The sequence below is a fragment of the Nonomuraea sp. NPDC050404 genome (assembly GCF_040655495.1).
In the GTDB taxonomy this organism is placed as follows: Bacteria; Actinomycetota; Actinomycetes; order Streptosporangiales; family Streptosporangiaceae; genus Nonomuraea.
In genome coordinates this window covers 1-17021 of sequence record NZ_JBFAKB010000050.1, presented here as the reverse complement: position 1 = coordinate 17021, position 17021 = coordinate 1, and the positions used below count along the sequence as shown (strand labels likewise).

Annotated in this window: 1 protein-coding gene; it reads right to left on the bottom strand. The window is 69.4% G+C overall.

The features are described 5' to 3' along the window. Window positions 1–19 precede the first annotated feature (19 nt). A complete protein-coding gene (locus tag AB0I81_RS60990) occupies window positions 20–16834 on the bottom strand; it encodes an SDR family NAD(P)-dependent oxidoreductase (RefSeq protein WP_360679162.1) in 16815 nt (5604 codons plus the stop codon). Window positions 16835–17021: the final 187 nt, after the last annotated feature.

Below are 17021 nucleotides of genomic sequence, written 5' to 3'. Positions count from 1 at the left end.
ACAATGTTCAGACGCGGGGTCACAGATCTTTCGAGCGGCCCAGCTCGTTGTCGATGAAGCTGAGGATTTCCTCGGTGCTCGCCGATTCGAGCATGTCGGCGACCGCGATTTCACTAGTTTCCGCGCCGGTCTCGTGCAGGATGGCCAGCAGTTGCCGCAGCCGGGTCGCGATGCCGCTCCGGGTGAGCTCATCGAGGGCGTCGCCGGAGAGCACGGCCTCCACCCGGTCGAGGTCACCCAGCACCGTCGACTCCGCGACGGTGTTCGCGCCGGGCGCGAGCTCCGTCAGGATGTACTCGGCGAGGCTCGCCGGGGTGGGATAGTCGAAGCTCAGCGTGGCCGGCAGCCGCAACCCCGTCGCGGCGTTCAGCCGGTTGCGCAGCTCCACCGTGGTGAGCGAGTCGAAGCCCAGCTCGCGGAACTCCCGTCCCTCCTGGATCTCCTCAGCCGACGCGTGTCCCAGCACCGCCGCCGCCTGCGACTGCACCAGCTCCACCACCAGCCAGGCCTGCTCGGCCTGGTCCAGGCCGGCCAGCCGCTCGGCCAGGTGAACGCCGCCGCCGGCCTGGGTGGATACCGCGGACCTGCGTCCCGTACGTACCAGGCCGCGCAGCAGATGCGGCACCTCGGGGAATGCGCGGAGCACGGGCAGGTCCAGCCGCACGGGAACCACGGCCGCCCGTCCCGAGGCGACGGCCGCCTCGAACGCGGCCAGCCCGTGCTCGGCCGGGAGCGACGGCAGGCCCGTCCGGTTGATCCGGCGCGTCTCAGCCTCGCTCAGCGTGCCGGTCATGCCGCTGTCCTGCGCCCAGGCGCCCCACGCGAGCGACAACCCGGCCAGCTCTTGCGCCAGGCGTGACTCGGCCAGCGCGTCCAGGAACGCGTTCGCCGCCGCGTAGTTGCCCTGGCCGGCGTTGCCCATCACCCCGGCCAGGGAGGAGAAGAGCACGAACGCCGCCAGGTCGAGGTTCTTGGTCAGCTCGTGCAGGTGCCAGGCGGCGTCCACCTTGGGCCGCAGCACCGCGTCCAGGCTCTCGGCCGTCAGCGACGGGATCGTGCCGTCGGCCAGTACGCCGGCGGTGTGGATCACGGCGGTCAGCGGGTGATCCGGGTCTATCCCGGCCAGCAGAGACGCCACCTGATCCCGGTCGGCCATGTCGCAGGCGACGATCTCAACCTCGGCGCCGTGCGCGATCAGCTCGGCCCGCAACTCCACGGCACCTGGCGCCTCCGGGCCCCGGCGGCTGGTCAGCAGCAGACGCCGTACGCCGCGCTTGGCGAGCGCATGCCATGCGAACAACGCGCCCAGACCACCGGTTCCACCGGTGATCAACACCGTCCCTTCCGGATCCCATGGCCGGACGTCGTCAGTGTCCGGCCGCACCCGTACCAGCCGAGGTACGCGCACCTCGCCCCCGCGCACCGCCACCTGCGGTTCGCCGAAGGTCAGCAGACCAGCCGGGATCTGTGCACCATCCACGTCCAGGTCCACCAGCACGAACCGGCCCGGGTTCTCCGACTGCGCGCTCCGTACCAGACCCCACACGGCCGCAGCCGCCAGATCGGTGACCAGTTCGCCGTCGCCCGCCGCGACCGCACCCCGGGTCAGGATCACCAGCCGCGAATCGGCGTACTGGTCATCGGCCAGCCACCACTGGAGGAGTTCCAGCATCCGGGCGGTCAGCGCATGTGCCGACGCCACCACGCCGCCCACCGGGTCCGAGATGACCTCCGTCAGCACCACGTCCGGGATCGGCCCCGACGCCGCCAACGACGCCAGGTCCGCATGCGCCCGCACCGGAGCGCCGTTCGGCATTCCCGGCCGGCCTTCGTCCATCGCTCGCAACACCGCCGTCGCGACGTCCGATGCGTCCCCTCCGAGGACGCCAACCGACACCGGCGCCCCCACGGCCTGCGGCGTACGGGCCGGAGCGGCCCATTCCACCCGGAACAACGACTCCCACCCGGCGCCTCGACCATCGGACATCGCCGGGTCATCGGCGGCGACCGGCCGCAGCGCCACCGACCGTGCCGAGACCACCGGCGCACCCGTCGCGTCCACCGCGACCAGCGACACCGCGTCGCCGTCCGCCCTGGTCACTCGCACCCGCAACGCCGACGCACCCTCTGCGTGCAGGAACACCTCACTCCACGAGTACGGCTCCAGGCCGCCCCCGGCATCGTCCAGCCCGGCGAACGGCGCCACGTGCAGCGCCGCGTCCAGCAACGCCGGATGCACCCCGAACGCGCCCGCGTCACCGGCCTGTTCGGGCAGGGTGACCTCGGCGAAGATCTCACCATCGCGTTCCCAGGCCGCCCGCACCCCTCGGAACGCGGGACCGTAAGCCGCCGGATCGTCATACAGCCCGTCGAGCTCGATCGCGGACGCCCCGGCCGGCGGCCACACCGCCGCGTCGAACGGGTCCGCCTCCACGGCGCCGGCCGCCAGCACACCGGAGGCGTGCCGCGTCCACGGCTGATCGTCTTCGGCCTCGGCCCGGCGCGCGTACACGCTCACCGTCCGGCGACCCGACTCCTGCGCCGCCCCCACCCACACCTGTACGGCCACCGCGTCCCGCTCATCCAGCGCCAGGGGCGCCTCCACGGTGAGCTCCTCGACCACCTCGCAGCCGACCTGGTCGCCCGCCCTGACCGCCAGCTCCACGAAGCCGGCACCCGGGAAGACCACCCTCCCCGCCACCATGTGATCGGCCAGCCACGGATGCGTCCACAGCGACATCCGCCCGGTCAGCACCACCCCGTCGGAGTCGGCCAACGGCATCGCCACACCCAGCATCGGGTGATCCGTCGACGCGAGGCCCACCGCCGACACATCGCCCGCGCCGGAAGCAACCTGCTCCGGCCAGAACCACCGATGCTCGAACGGATACGTCGGCAACTCCACCCGCCGAGCCCCGGGGAACACCGCCGCCCAATCAAGCGGCACCCCCCGCACGTGCAGCTCGGCCAGCGCCGTCATGACCGCCGTCTGCTCGTCGCGGTCCTTACGCAGCGTCGGCACCACATTTACGGTGTCGGCGGCCATCGCGGTCAACACCCCGTCAGGGCCCAGCTCCAGGTACGCCCCCACGCCCCGATCTTGGAGAGTGTGTATGGCGTCGGCGAACCGGACCGCGCCCCGCACCTGCGCCACCCAGTACTCCGGCGAGCACATTGTCTCTCCGGTCAAGGTGGACACGATCGGGATCTCCGGCGCACTGTAGGTCAGCGTCTCGGCGACCGCACGGAACTCCTCCAACATCGGCTCCATCAACGGCGAATGGAACGCGTGCGACACCCGCAACCGCCGCGACTTCACTCCTAGCACCTCGGCCACCTCAAGAACAGCCTGCTCAACCCCCGAGATCACAGTGGAAGCCGGGCCATTCACCGCCGCGATCGACACCTCGGCCTCACGCCCGACCAGCAGAGCGGCGACCTCCTCCTCGGCCGCCTGAACCGCCACCATCGCCCCACCCTCAGGAAGCGCCTGCATCAACCGGGCACGCGCCGCCACCAGAGCGCACGCATCGGCCAGCGACAGCACCCCGGCCACATGCGCAGCGGTGATCTCCCCGACCGAATGGCCGACCAGCACCTCAGGTCGCACACCCCACGACTCGACGAGCCGGTACAGCGCCGTCTCCAGCGCGAACAACGCCGGCTGCGCCCACCCCGTCTGATCCAACGCCTCCGAATCGGAGAACAACACCTCCCGCAACGAACCACCCAGCTCGGTCATCACCTCATCCAGAGCGCGCGCGAACACCGGGAACCGGTCATACAACTCCCGGCCCATCCCGGCCCGTTGACTTCCCTGACCGGTGAACAGCATGGCCAGCTTCGGCTCCGACCCAGCCACCCCGCGCACCACACCCGGCAGGCCCTCGGCCACCGCACCCAGACCAGCGAGCGCACCCTCACGATCGTCCGCCAGCACCACCGCACGATGCTCGAACGCCGACCGGGTCATGGCCAGCGAATACGCGACGTCGGCCAACCCCAGATCGGTGCTCAGGTGAGACGCCAGCCGCCCGGCCTGCGCCCGCAACGCCTCTTCCGTCCTCGCGGACACCAGCAACGGCACCACACCCAACTCCTGGCCCTGGGGAGCCTCCTCTGCTGCCGGCCCTTGTTCCAAGATCACGTGCGCGTTGGTGCCGCTGATCCCGAACGACGACACCCCCGCCCGACGCGGATGACCGTTCTTCGGCCACTCCACCGGCTCGGTGAGCAGTTCCACCGCGCCAGAGGCCCAATCCACGTGCGAGGACGGCTCGTCCACATGCAGCGTCTTCGGCAGCACGCCATGCCGCATCGCCATGACCATCTTGATCACACCGGCCACACCCGCAGCCGCCTGCGTATGACCGAGATTCGACTTGATCGACCCCAGCAACAACGGCCGATCCCGATCCTGCCCATAGGTCGCCAGCAGCGCCTGTGCCTCGATCGGGTCGCCCAGCGTCGTACCCGTACCGTGCCCCTCCACCACGTCCACATCAGCGGGAGCCAACCCGGCGCTCGCCAGAGCCTGCCGGATCATCCGCTGCTGCGAAGGACCGTTCGGCGCGGTCAGACCGTTCGACGCGCCGTCCTGGTTGACCGCAGAGCCGCGCACGATCGCGAGCACCTGGTGACCGTTGCGCTGGGCGTCCGACAGCCGCTCCAGCACCAGCACACCCACACCCTCGGACCAGCCCGTGCCGTCCGCCGCATCCGCGAACGCCTTGCACCGGCCGTCGGCGGCCAGCCCGCCCTGTGCGCTGAACCCGATGAACACCCCTGGGGTGGCCATCACGGTCACGCCGCCCGCCAGCGCCAGCGAGCATTCCCCGGAGCGCAGCGCCTGAGCCGCCAGGTGCATCGCCACCAGCGACGACGAACACGCCGTGTCCACCGTAACCGCCGGCCCTTCCAGCCCCAGCGCGTACGAGATCCGGCCGGTCGCGACGCTGCCCGCGGTACCGGTGCTGATGAAACCCATCGCCTCCGGCGGGAGTCCGGCACTCATCCCGTAGTCGTGGTACATCACACCGGCGAACACACCCGTGTGGCTGCCCCGCAGCGAGGCCGGGTCGATCCCGGACCGCTCGACCGCTTCCCAGGAGGTCTCCAGCAGCAGGCGCTGCTGCGGATCCATCGCCAGCGCCTCACGCGGCGAGATCCCGAAGAACCCAGGATCGAACCCTCCCGCCTCACGCAAGAACCCGCCTTCGCGCACGTAGCTGGTGCCCTGGCTCTCCCGGTCCGGGTTGAACAGCGCCCCCAGATCCCAGCCACGGTTCGTCGGGAACTCGCTGATCCCGTCCTCTCCGTCGATCACCAGCCGCCACAGATCTTCCGGAGAGGCGACCTCACCCGGGAAGCGGCACGCCATGCCCACGATCACGACCGGATCGTCCGTCACCGGCGCGACGGCCGTGGGGACGATCGCGTCGGCGTGCTCGTCGAGCAGTTCGGCCAGCAGGAACTCCGCCAGCACGGTCGGCGTTGGGTAGTCAAACACCAGCGTGGACGGCAGCCGCAGCCCGGTCACCACGTTCAGACGGTTACGCAGTTCGACCGCGGTCAGGGAGTCGAAGCCCAGCTCGCGGAACTCCCGCCGCACCTCCACCGTCCCCGGCGAAGCGTGTCCCAGGACCATCGCAACCTCGGTGCGGACCAGGTCCACCATGACCTCGGCACGCTGGGCCGGCCCCAGCGCGGCCAGCCGCTGCAGCAACGACGCGGCCACCGCCGACCCCGACGCCGCCGACCGCCGGCCACCCCGTACCAGCCCGCGCAGCAACCCCGGCACCTCGCCGTAGGCGCGTATCGACGGCAGATCCAGCTTGACCGGAACCAGCACCGCGTGCTGATGCGCAACAGCGGCATCGAACAGCGCCAGGCCCTGCTCCACCGACAACGGCGGCATTCCCGTACGGGTGATCCGCAACATGTCGGCGTCGCTCAGCTGTCCGGTCATCCCGGCATCCTGAGTCCACGCACCCCAGGCCAAGGACAGTCCGGGAAGCCCCTGGGAGCGGCGCGACTCGGCCAACGCGTTGAGGAAGGTGTTCGCGGCTGCGTAGTTGCCCTGACCGGCCGAGCCCATTACACCCGACAAGGAGGCGTACAGGATGAACGCGGCAAGATCGAGGTCCTTGGTCAGTTCGTGCAGGTGCCAGGCCGCGTCCACCTTCGGCCGCAGCACCGCCTCCAGCCGCTCCGGCGTCAGAGACGGGATCGTCGCGTCCTCCAGCACACCGGCAGTGTGAATCACCGCAGTCAGCCGATCAACACCAGCCAGCAGCGCCGCCACCTGATCCCGATCCGCCACATCACAAGCTGCAACCTCAACCTCGACGCCATGCGCGATCAGCTCAGCCTGCAACTCCACCGCACCAGGAGCATCCAGACCCCTCCGGCTGGTCAACAGCAGACGCCGCACACCCCGCTCGGCCACCAAATGCCGAGCCAGATGACCGCCCAGACCACCGGTACCACCCGTGATCAGAACCGTGCCTTCCGGATCCCACTCCTGAGCCCCTTCGGACGGTGTCACCCGCGCCAGGCGCGGCACCCAGATCGTGCCCTCACGAACCGCCGCTTGCGGCTCTCCAGAGGCCAGCACCGACGGCGGCAGATCCCCATGGGCGTCGACCAGCACGAACCGGCCCGGGTCCTCCCATTGAGCCGAGCGCACCAACCCCCACACCGCAGCAGCCGCGAGGTCGGTGACCACATCACCATCCCGAGCCGCCACCGCACCCCGCGTGACAAACACCAGCCGTGAAGCCGCGAACCGCTCATCCGCCAACCACCACTGCAGCAAACCAAGCATCCGACCGGTGAGCTCGTGCGTCGACTCCACCGTTCCTGCGGTTTCCGACGAGCGGACACTGATGGTCATTACCTCGGGCACTACTTCCAGCAGCGCCAGGTCGGAAAGGGCCTCCTCGGTGAGCTCCACCATGTCCGGTCCGGCATCGGACACCGGCGTCTGAGCCGTCGGCACCCACTCCAGTCCGAACAGCGAATCCCGCTCCGCGCTACCACCGGCGAGCTGATCGGCTGAGACCGGCCGCAACACCAGCGACCGCACCGACACCACCGGCTCCCCGGCAGCATCCACCGCACTCAGCGACACCGCATCGTCGCCCGACCGAGCCAGCCGAACCCGCAGCACATCAGCGCCACCCGCATGCAAGCACACGTCCTGCCAGGAGAACGGCAACCGCGTACCCGCTGCAGCATCCAGCCCAACGAATGCCGACGCATGCAACGCCGCATCCAGCAACGCCGGATGCACCCCGAACAAACCCGCACCCGACTGCTCAGGAAGCACGACCTCAGCGAACACCTCACCGTCTCGCTGCCAGACCGCCCGCAACCCCTGGAACACCGGGCCATAGCCCAGCCCTCCGACGGCCAGCTCCTCATACAGCCCGTCCAGCTCGACCGAGGTCGAACCGGCCGGCGGCCACACCGTCGCATCGAACGGCGCGGCGGCCTGGCTGTCCGTGGCAAGGGTGCCGGTGGCGTGCCGCACCCACGGCACATCGTCACCAGCTTCGGCCGGACGCGAATAGACGCTCAACGCTCGCCGACCGGTCTCCTCCGGCGCACCCACCACGACCTGCACTGCAACCGACTCATCCGCACCCAGCACCAGCGGCGCGGCCAACGTCAACTCCTCCACCAGATCGCAGCCGACCTGGTCACCCGCCCGGATCGCCAGCTCCAAGAAGCCGGTACCGGGGAAGAACACCATCCCCGCCACCGAATGATCAGCCAGCCACGGATGCGACGCGAGCGACAACCGCCCGGTCAACAACACCCCATCGGAATCGGCCAAACCGACCACGGCACCCACCAGAGGATGATCCGCCGCCGACAACCCCGCCACCGCGACATCCCCGCCACCCGAACCAGTGCCCTCGGGCCAGAACCACTCATGCTGGAACGCATACGTCGGCAGGTCGATCCGGTGTCCGTCGGTAAGTGCCGCCTGCCAGTCCACCTGGACGCCGCGGACGAACAGTTCGGCTGCCGAGTTCAGCACCCGGTCCAGCCCGCCGTCGTCACGCCGCAACGTCCCGGCGATCACTGTCTCGGCACCGGTTTCGTCCACGCATTCGCTGATGCCGACCGTGAGCACCGGATGCGGGCTCACCTCGACGAACGCCCGATACCGCTGCTCCAGCAACTGCTCGATCGCCGGAGCGAACCCCACCGTACGGCGCAGATTGTCACACCAGTACCCGGCATCCAGCTCCGGCCCCTGCACCCACTCACCGGTCACCGTGGACAACATCGGCACCCGCACCGCACGCCCTGACACGTCTGCCAGGGTCTGCGTCAACTCTTCCCCGATGAGATCGATCTGGGACGAGTGCGAGGCGTAGTCCACGGCGATCCGCCGGACCCGCACCCCATCCTCGGCCAGCCGCTCGATCAGTTTCTCGACGGCCTCGACCGCACCGGCCACCACGACCGACTTCGGGCCGTTCACCGCCGCCACCGACACCTGGCCGTTCAGCCGTTCGCGCACCTGCTCCACCGGCAACGCCACCGACGCCATCGCCCCACCGCCAGCCAGCCGCTCACCGATCAGACGGCTGCGCAACGCCACCACCCGCGCGCCATCCTGCAGAGAGAGCCCTCCGGCCACCACCGCAGCGGCAATCTCACCCTGGGAATGTCCGACCACGGCGTCCGGCCGCAGACCGAGGGACTCCCACACCGCCGCCAGCGACACCATCACCGCAAACGACACCGGCTGGACAACGTCCACCCGGTCCAGCTCTTGCGCGCCTCGGACCACGTCCAGCAGCGACCAGTCCACGAACGGCTCCAACGCCGCCGCACACTCCGCCATCCGCGCCGCGAACACCGCCGACTCCTCCAGCAGCGCCGCACCCATGCCCACCCACTGCGTCCCCTGGCCGGGGAACACCCACACCATCCGGCCCTCGACGTCGGCCACACCCCGGACCACCCCTGGCCCTCCGGCCTGAACCGCTTCCAGACCCGCCACCAACGTCTCGCGATCCCCGCCGACCACCACCGCACGATGCTCAAACAGCGACCGCGTCGTCACGAGCGAGAAACCCACATCCAGATCGCCATAGGCGTCAACATGCGAAATCAGCCGACCCGCCTGAGCCCGCAGCGCATCCTCCGACTTGCCCGACAGCACCCACGGCACCACACCCGTGACCGGCTCCCGCTCCTCTACGACCGCCTGCGGCCCCTGCTCGATAAGCACGTGCGCGTTCGTGCCGCTGATCCCGAACGACGACACACCCACCCGACGCGGACGCCCGACCTCCGGCCACTCCACCGATTCCCTCAGCAGCTCCACCGCGCCCGAGTCCCACTCCACATGCGACGACGGCTCGTCCACGTGCAATGTCTGCGGCAGCACCCCATGCCGAAGTGCCATCACCATCTTGATCACACCGGCCACACCCGCCGCCGCCTGCGTGTGACCGATATTCGACTTGATCGACCCCAGCAACAACGGCTGATCCCGATCCTGCCCGTAGGTCGCAAGCAGCGCCTGCGCCTCGATCGGGTCACCCAGCGTCGTACCGGTCCCGTGTCCTTCGACCGCGTCCACCTCCAGAGGGGACAACCCCGCCACGGCCAGCGCCTGGCGAATCACCCGCTGCTGGGACGGGCCGTTCGGCGCGGTCAACCCGTTGGAGGCACCGTCCTGATTGACGGCGGAGCCGCGCACGATCGCGAGCACCTGGTGACCATTACGCTGGGCGTCCGACAGCCGCTCCACCACGAGCATGCCCACGCCCTCTGACCAGCCCGTGCCATCGGCCGACTCGGAGTAGGACTTGCACCGGCCGTCGGCCGCCAGCCCGCCCTGTGCGCTGAACCCGATGAACACCCCAGGGGTGGCCATCACGGTCACACCGCCTGCCAGCGCCAGATCGCACTCACCCGACCGCAGCGCCTGCGCGGCCATGTGCAGCGCCACCAGCGACGACGAGCAGGCGGTGTCCACTGTCACCGCAGGGCCCTCCAGCCCGAGCGTGTAGGAGATCCGACCGGTCGCGACGCTGCCTGCGGTACCGGTGCTCGCGAAGCCCATCGTCTCCGGCGGAAGGTTGGCGGTCATCCCGTAGTCGTGGTACATCACACCGGCGAACACGCCCGTGTGACTGCCCCGCAAGGAGACCGGGTCGATCCCGGACCGCTCGATCGCCTCCCAGGAGGTTTCCAGCAACAACCGCTGCTGCGGGTCCATCGCCAGCGCCTCACGCGGCGAGATCCCGAAGAACCCCGGATCGAATTTCCCCGCCTCGTGCAGGAAACCGCCCTCACGTACGTAGCTGGTGCCCCGGCTCTCCCGGTCCGGGTTGTAGAAGGACCCCAGGTCCCAGCCTCGCGTGGTCGGGAAGGACGAAATGCCGTCCCCGCCCTCCATGAGCAGTTGCCACAGATCCTCCGGCGAGTTGACCTCACCCGGGAAGCGGCACGCCATGCCCACGATCACGACCGGATCGTCCGTCACCGGCAAGACGCCTGTGGGGACGATCGCGTCGGCGTGCTCGTCGAGCAGTTCGGCCAGCAGGAACTCCGCCAGCACCGTCGGCGTCGGATAGTCGAACACCAGCGTGGACGGCAACCGCAACCCCGTCACACCGTTCAGCCGGTTACGCAACTCCACCGCAGTAAGCGAGTCGAAGCCCAGCTCGCGGAACTCCCGCCGCACCTCCACCGTCTCCGATGAGGCATGCCCCAGCACTATGGCCACCTCGGTGCGTACCAGGTCTACCAGGGCCTCGGCACGTTCGCCCGCCTCCAGCGGAGCCAGCCGCTGGAGCAACGTCGCCGCCACCACCGAGCCGGACGCCGCCGACCGCCGCCCGCCCCGTACCAGCCCGCGCAGCAACGCCGGCACCTCACCGTGAGCCCGCAGCACTGGCAGCTCAAGCCGGACTGGGATCACGACCGACCGGTCCACCCGGCCGGCGGCGTCGAACAGCGCCAGGCCCTGCTCCACCGACAACGGCGGCATTCCCGTACGGGCCATTCTGCGCATATCGGCCTCGCTCAGCGCGCCGGTCATCCCGCTGTCCTGAGTCCACGCACCCCAGGCCAGCGACTGCGCGGGCAGCCCTTCGGACCGGCGCGACTCCGCCAACGCATTGAGGAAGGTGTTCGCGGCTGCGTAGTTGCCCTGACCGGCGGAACCCATCACACCCGACAAGGACGAGTACATGACGAACGCCGCCAGGTCCAGGTCTTTGGTCAGCTCGTGCAGGTGCCAGGCCGCGTCCACCTTCGGCCGCAACACCCGGTCCAATCCGTCCGCCGTCAACGACGGGATCGTCGCGTCCTCCAGCACACCGGCGGTGTGAATCACAGCAGTCAGCCGGTCGACACCGGCCAGCAGTGCGGCCACTTGATCCCGGTCGGCCATGTCGCACGCGGCGATGGTCACCTGCGCGCCGTGTGCGGCCAGTTCCCGCTCAAGCTCACCGGCCCCGGCCGCTTCCAGGCCTTTCCGGCTGGTCAGCAGCAGGTGCCGCACACCCCGTTCGGCCACCAGGTGCCGGGCCAGATGACCACCCAGACCACCCGTGCCGCCAGTGATCAGGACCGTGCCTTCCGGATCCCACTCCTGAGCCTCTTCGGATGGTGTCACCCGGGCCAGGCGCGGCGCCCAGATCGCCCCCTCACGAACCGCCACTTGCGGCTCGCCCGAGGCCAGCACCGATGGCGGCAGGTCCCCATCGGCGTCGACCAGGACAAACCGGCCCGGATCCTCCCACTGCGCCGACCGCACCAACCCCCACACCGCAGCAGCCCCAAGATCAGTGACCACATCACCATCCCGAGCCACCACCGCACCCCGCGTGACAAACACCAACCGCGAAGCCGCAAACCGCTCATCCGCCAACCACCACTGCAGCAGACCAAGCACCCGGCTGGTCAGCTCGTGGGCCGACTCCACCACGTTCTCCACGCCGTCCGACCCCACCGTGACCGTGACCACGTCCGGCACCTCGTCCAGCGAGGACAGATCACCGACCAGCTCAACCACACTCACACCGGCCTGCGCACCCGGGGCTTCCGGCAGCGCAACCCAATCCAGACCGAACAGCGAGTCTCGCTCCGCGCTACCACCGGCGAACTGATCGGCTGAGACCGGCCGCAACACCAGCGACCGCACCGACACCACCGGCTCCCCGGCAGCATCCACCGCACTCAGCGACACCGCGTCCTCGCCCGACCTGGCCAGCCGAACCCGCAGCACATCAGCGCCACCCGCATGCAAGCACACGTCCTGCCAGGAGAACGGCAACCGCGTACCCGCCGCAACATCCAGCCCAACGAATGCCGACGCATGCAACGCCGCATCGAGCAACGCCGGATGCACCCCGAACGAACCCGCACCCGACTGCTCAGGAAGCACGACCTCAGCGAACACCTCTCCATCGGCGCCATGCCAGGCCGCCCGCAGCCCCTGAAACACCGGGCCATAGCCCAGCCCTCCGGCCGCCAGCTCCTCATACAACCCGTCCAACTCGACCGAGGCCGCACCGGCCGGCGGCCACACCACCGCATCGAACGGCGCGGCGGCCTGACCGTCCATGGCCAGCGCGCCCGTGGCATGTAGCACCCACGGCACCTCGTCACCCGCCTGCGCCGACCGCGAATAGATGCTCAGAGTTCGACGACTCGTCTCCTCCGGCGCACCCACCACGACCTGCACCACAACCGACTCGCCCTCGCCCAGCACCAGCGGCGCGGCCAACGTCAACTCCTCCACCAAATCGCAACCGACCTGGTCACCCGCCCGGATCGCCAGCTCCAGGAAACCGGTACCCGGGAAGAACACCATCCCCGCCACCGAATGATCAGCCAGCCACGGATGCGACGCCAACGACAACCGCCCAGTCAGCAACACCCCATCCGAATCGGCCAGACCCACCGCCGCGCCCAGCAGCGGATGGTCCGCCGTCGCCAATCCCGCCGCAGCCACATTCCCCACACCGGCGCCAGCGCTGCCCTCAGGCCAGAACCACTCATGCTGGAACGCATACGTCGGCAGGTCCACCCGCCGACCACCCGCCAGCACCGCCGCCCACTCGACCGGCACCCCGTGCACGTGCAACTCGGCCAGCGCCGTCATCGCCGCCGTCGGCTCGTCGCGGTCCTTACGCAACACCGGCACCAGGACGGCATCCGAGTCGGCGAGCGTGTCGGCGGCCATCGCCGTCAACACCCCATCGGGGCCCAACTCCAGATACGCCCGCACTCCCCGCGCATGCAAGGCACGGACACCATCGGCGAACCGGACCGCGCCACGCACCTGCTCCACCCAGTACTCCGGCGAGCACAACCGCTCGGTTGTCTCCCCGGTCAACGTGGACACGATCGGGATCTCCGGCGCACTGTAAGTCAGCGTCTCAGCGACCGCGCGGAAGTCCTCCAGCATCGGATCCATCAACGGCGAATGGAATGCATGCGACACCCGCAACCGCCGTGTCTTCACGCCGCGCTGCTCAAGGACGGCAGCCAGCTTCAGCACCGCCTGCTCTTCCCCGGAAATCACCGTGGAGGCCGGACCATTCACCGCCGCGATCGACACCTCAGCCTGACGCCCGGCCGACAGGCCAACAGCCCCCTCGGCCAGCAGCGCGGGGACTTCCTCCTCGGCCAGCAGGGCAGTGACTTCCTCCTCGGCAGCCTGAACCGCCACCATCGCCCCGCCCACCGGCAACGCCTGCATCAACCGAGCCCGCGCCGCCACCAGAACGCACGCATCCTGAAGCGACAACACCCCAGCCACATGCGCCGCCGTAATCTCCCCGACCGAATGGCCAGCCAGCACATCTGGCCGCGCACCCCAGGACTCGACCAACCGGAACAACGCCGTCTCCACCGCGAACAACGCCGGCTGCGCCCACCCCGTCCGATCCAACACCTCCGCCTCGGCCGTCCCAGGCCCGGCGAAGAGCACCTCACGCAGCGACCCCTCCAGCAACGGATCCAGCGCGACGATCACCTCATCCAACGCCGCCGCGAACACCGGGAACCGGTCATACAACTCCCGCCCCATCCCCACCCGTTGACTCCCCTGACCAGCGAACAACACCGCCAGCCTCGGCTCCGACCCAGCCACCCCGCGCAGCACGCCGGCACCCGGACGGTCCTCGGCCAGCGCGCCCAACCCGGCCAGCACACCATCACGGTCCCCGGCCAGCACCACTGCCCGATGCTCGAACGCCGGACGGGTCGTAGCCAGCGAGAACGCCGAATCGATCAGCGGCACCTCACCCTGATCCGTGACGTGCGCCGCCAGCCGACCGGCCTGCGCCCGCAACGCCGGACCCGTCTTAGCCGACACCAGCACCGGCACCACGCCGCCGACCGGCTCCCGTTCCTCCACACCGGCCTGCGGCCCCTGCTCAATGATCACGTGCGCATTGGTGCCACTGATCCCGAACGACGACACACCGGCCCGGCGCGGCCGACCGGCTTCCGGCCATTCGGTTGATGCGGTCAGCAGCTCGACCGCGCCCGTGCCCCACTCAACGTGCGACGACGGCGCGTCCACGTGCAACGTCCGAGGCAGCACCCCATGCCGCATGGCCATGACCATCTTGATCAGACCTGCGACACCGGCGGCGGCCTGGGTGTGGCCGATGTTCGACTTGATCGACCCGAGCAGCAGTGGACGATCCCGGTCCTGGCCATAGGTCGTCAGAAGCGCCTGCGCCTCAATCGGGTCACCCAGCGTCGTACCGGTGCCGTGGCCCTCCACCACGTCCACCTCCGCAGGGGAGAGCCCCGCCACGGCCAGGGCATGACGGATCACCCGCTGCTGCGAAGGACCGTTCGGGGCGGTCAGACCGTTCGACGCACCGTCCTGGTTGACGGCCGAGCCCCGCACCACCGCCAGCACCTGATGACCGTTGCGCTGGGCGTCCGACAACCGCTCCAGCACCAGCGCACCCACACCCTCGGACCAGCTCACCCCATCCGCCGCCTCGGAGTAGGACTTGCAACGGCCGTCGGCCGCCAGCCCACCTTGCGCACTGAAGTCGATGAACGGCCCCGGGTTCGCCATCACCGTCACGCCACCGGCCAATGCCAGCGAACAGTCACCGCCGCGCAGCGCCTGCGCGGCAAGATGCAACGCCACCAGCGACGACGAACACGCCGTATCCACCGTCACCGCCGGACCCTCCAACCCCAGCGCATAAGACAGACGACCAGTCACCACACTGCCCGCGCTGCCGGTACCCACGAACCCCAGGGCCTCCGGCGGGAACGACACGCTGCTCGCGTAGTCGTGGTACATCACCCCGGCGAACACGCCAGTCTGACTGCCCCGCAAGGCAACCGGGTCGATCCCGGCCCGCTCGATCGCCTCCCAGGAGGTCTCCAGCAACAGTCGCTGCTGCGGATCCATCGCCAGCGCCTCACGCGGCGAGATCCCGAAGAACCCCGGATCGAACTCCCCCGCCTCATGCAGGAAGCCGCCCTCACGTACGTAGCTGGTTCCTCGGCTCTCCCGGTCCGGGTTGTAGAAGGACCCCAGGTCCCAGCCTCGCGTGGTCGGGAAGGGCGAGATCGCATCCCCACCCTCGGACACCAACCGCCACAGATCCTCCGGCGAGGCAACCCCACCCGGATAACGGCACGCCATACCCACGATCACGACCGGATCGTCCGCCACCGGCACAACAGGCCCGGGAATGACCACACCGGCGTCCTCACCGAGCAACTCCGCCAGCAGAAACTCCGCCAGCAGCGTCGGCGTGGGGTAGTCGAACACCAGCGTGGACGGCAACCGCAGACCCGTCACCGAGTTCAGCCGGTTCCGCAACTCCACCGCAGTCAGCGAGTCGAAGCCCAGCTCACGAAACTCCCGCCGCACCTCCACGGTCCCCGGCGAGGCGTGTCCCAGGACCATCGCGACCTCGGTGCGGACCAGGTCCGCCATGACCTCGGCACGCTCGGCCGCTCCCAGCGGAGCCAACCGCTGCAACAACGTCGCCGCCACCACAGAACCCGACGCCGCCAACCTCCGACCGCCCCGTACCAGCCCGCGCAACAACCCCGGAACCTCACCATGAGCCCGCAACACTGGCAGCTCAAGCCGGACCGGAATCACCACCGACCGGCCCACCCGGCCGGCGGCATCGAACAGCGCCAGGCCCTCCTCCACCGACAACGGCGGCATGCCCGTACGCGCCATCCGCCGCATATCGGCCTCACTCAAGGCACCGGTCATCCCGGCATCCTGAGCCCACGCGCCCCAGGCCAACGACAGTCCGGGCAACCCCTCAGCCCGACGCAATTCCGCCAACGCATTGAGGAAGGTGTTCGCGGCCGCGTAGTTGCCCTGCCCGGCGGAACCCATCACACCCGACAAGGACGAATACATGACGAACGCCGCCAGATCCAGGTCCTTGGTCAGCTCATGCAGATACCAAGCCGCATCCACCTTCGGCCGCAACACCCGGTCCAACCCGTCCGCCGTCAACGACGGGATCGTCGCATCCTCCAGCACACCCGCCGTGTGAACCACCGCAGTCAGCCGATCAACACCAGCCAGCAGCGCCGCCACCTGATCCCGATCCGCCACATCACAAGCAGCAACCTCGACCTCGACGCCATGCGCGATCAGCTCAGCCTGCAACTCCACCGCACCCGGAGCATCCAAACCCCTCCGGCTGGTCAACAGCAGACGCCGCACACCACGCTCGGCCACCAAATGCCGAGCCAGATGACCACCCAGACCACCCGTGCCGCCAGTGATCAGAACCGTGCCTTCCGGATCCCACTCCTGAGCCCCTTCAGACGGTGTCACCCGGGCCAGACGCGGCACCCACACCGCGCCCCCACGAACCGCCACCTGCGACTCACCAGAGGCCAGCACCGACGACGGCAGATCCCCATCGGCATCGACCAGCACAAACCGGCCCGGATCCTCCCACTGCGCCGACCGCACCAAACCCCACACCGCAGCAGCCCCAAGATCAGTGACCACATCACCA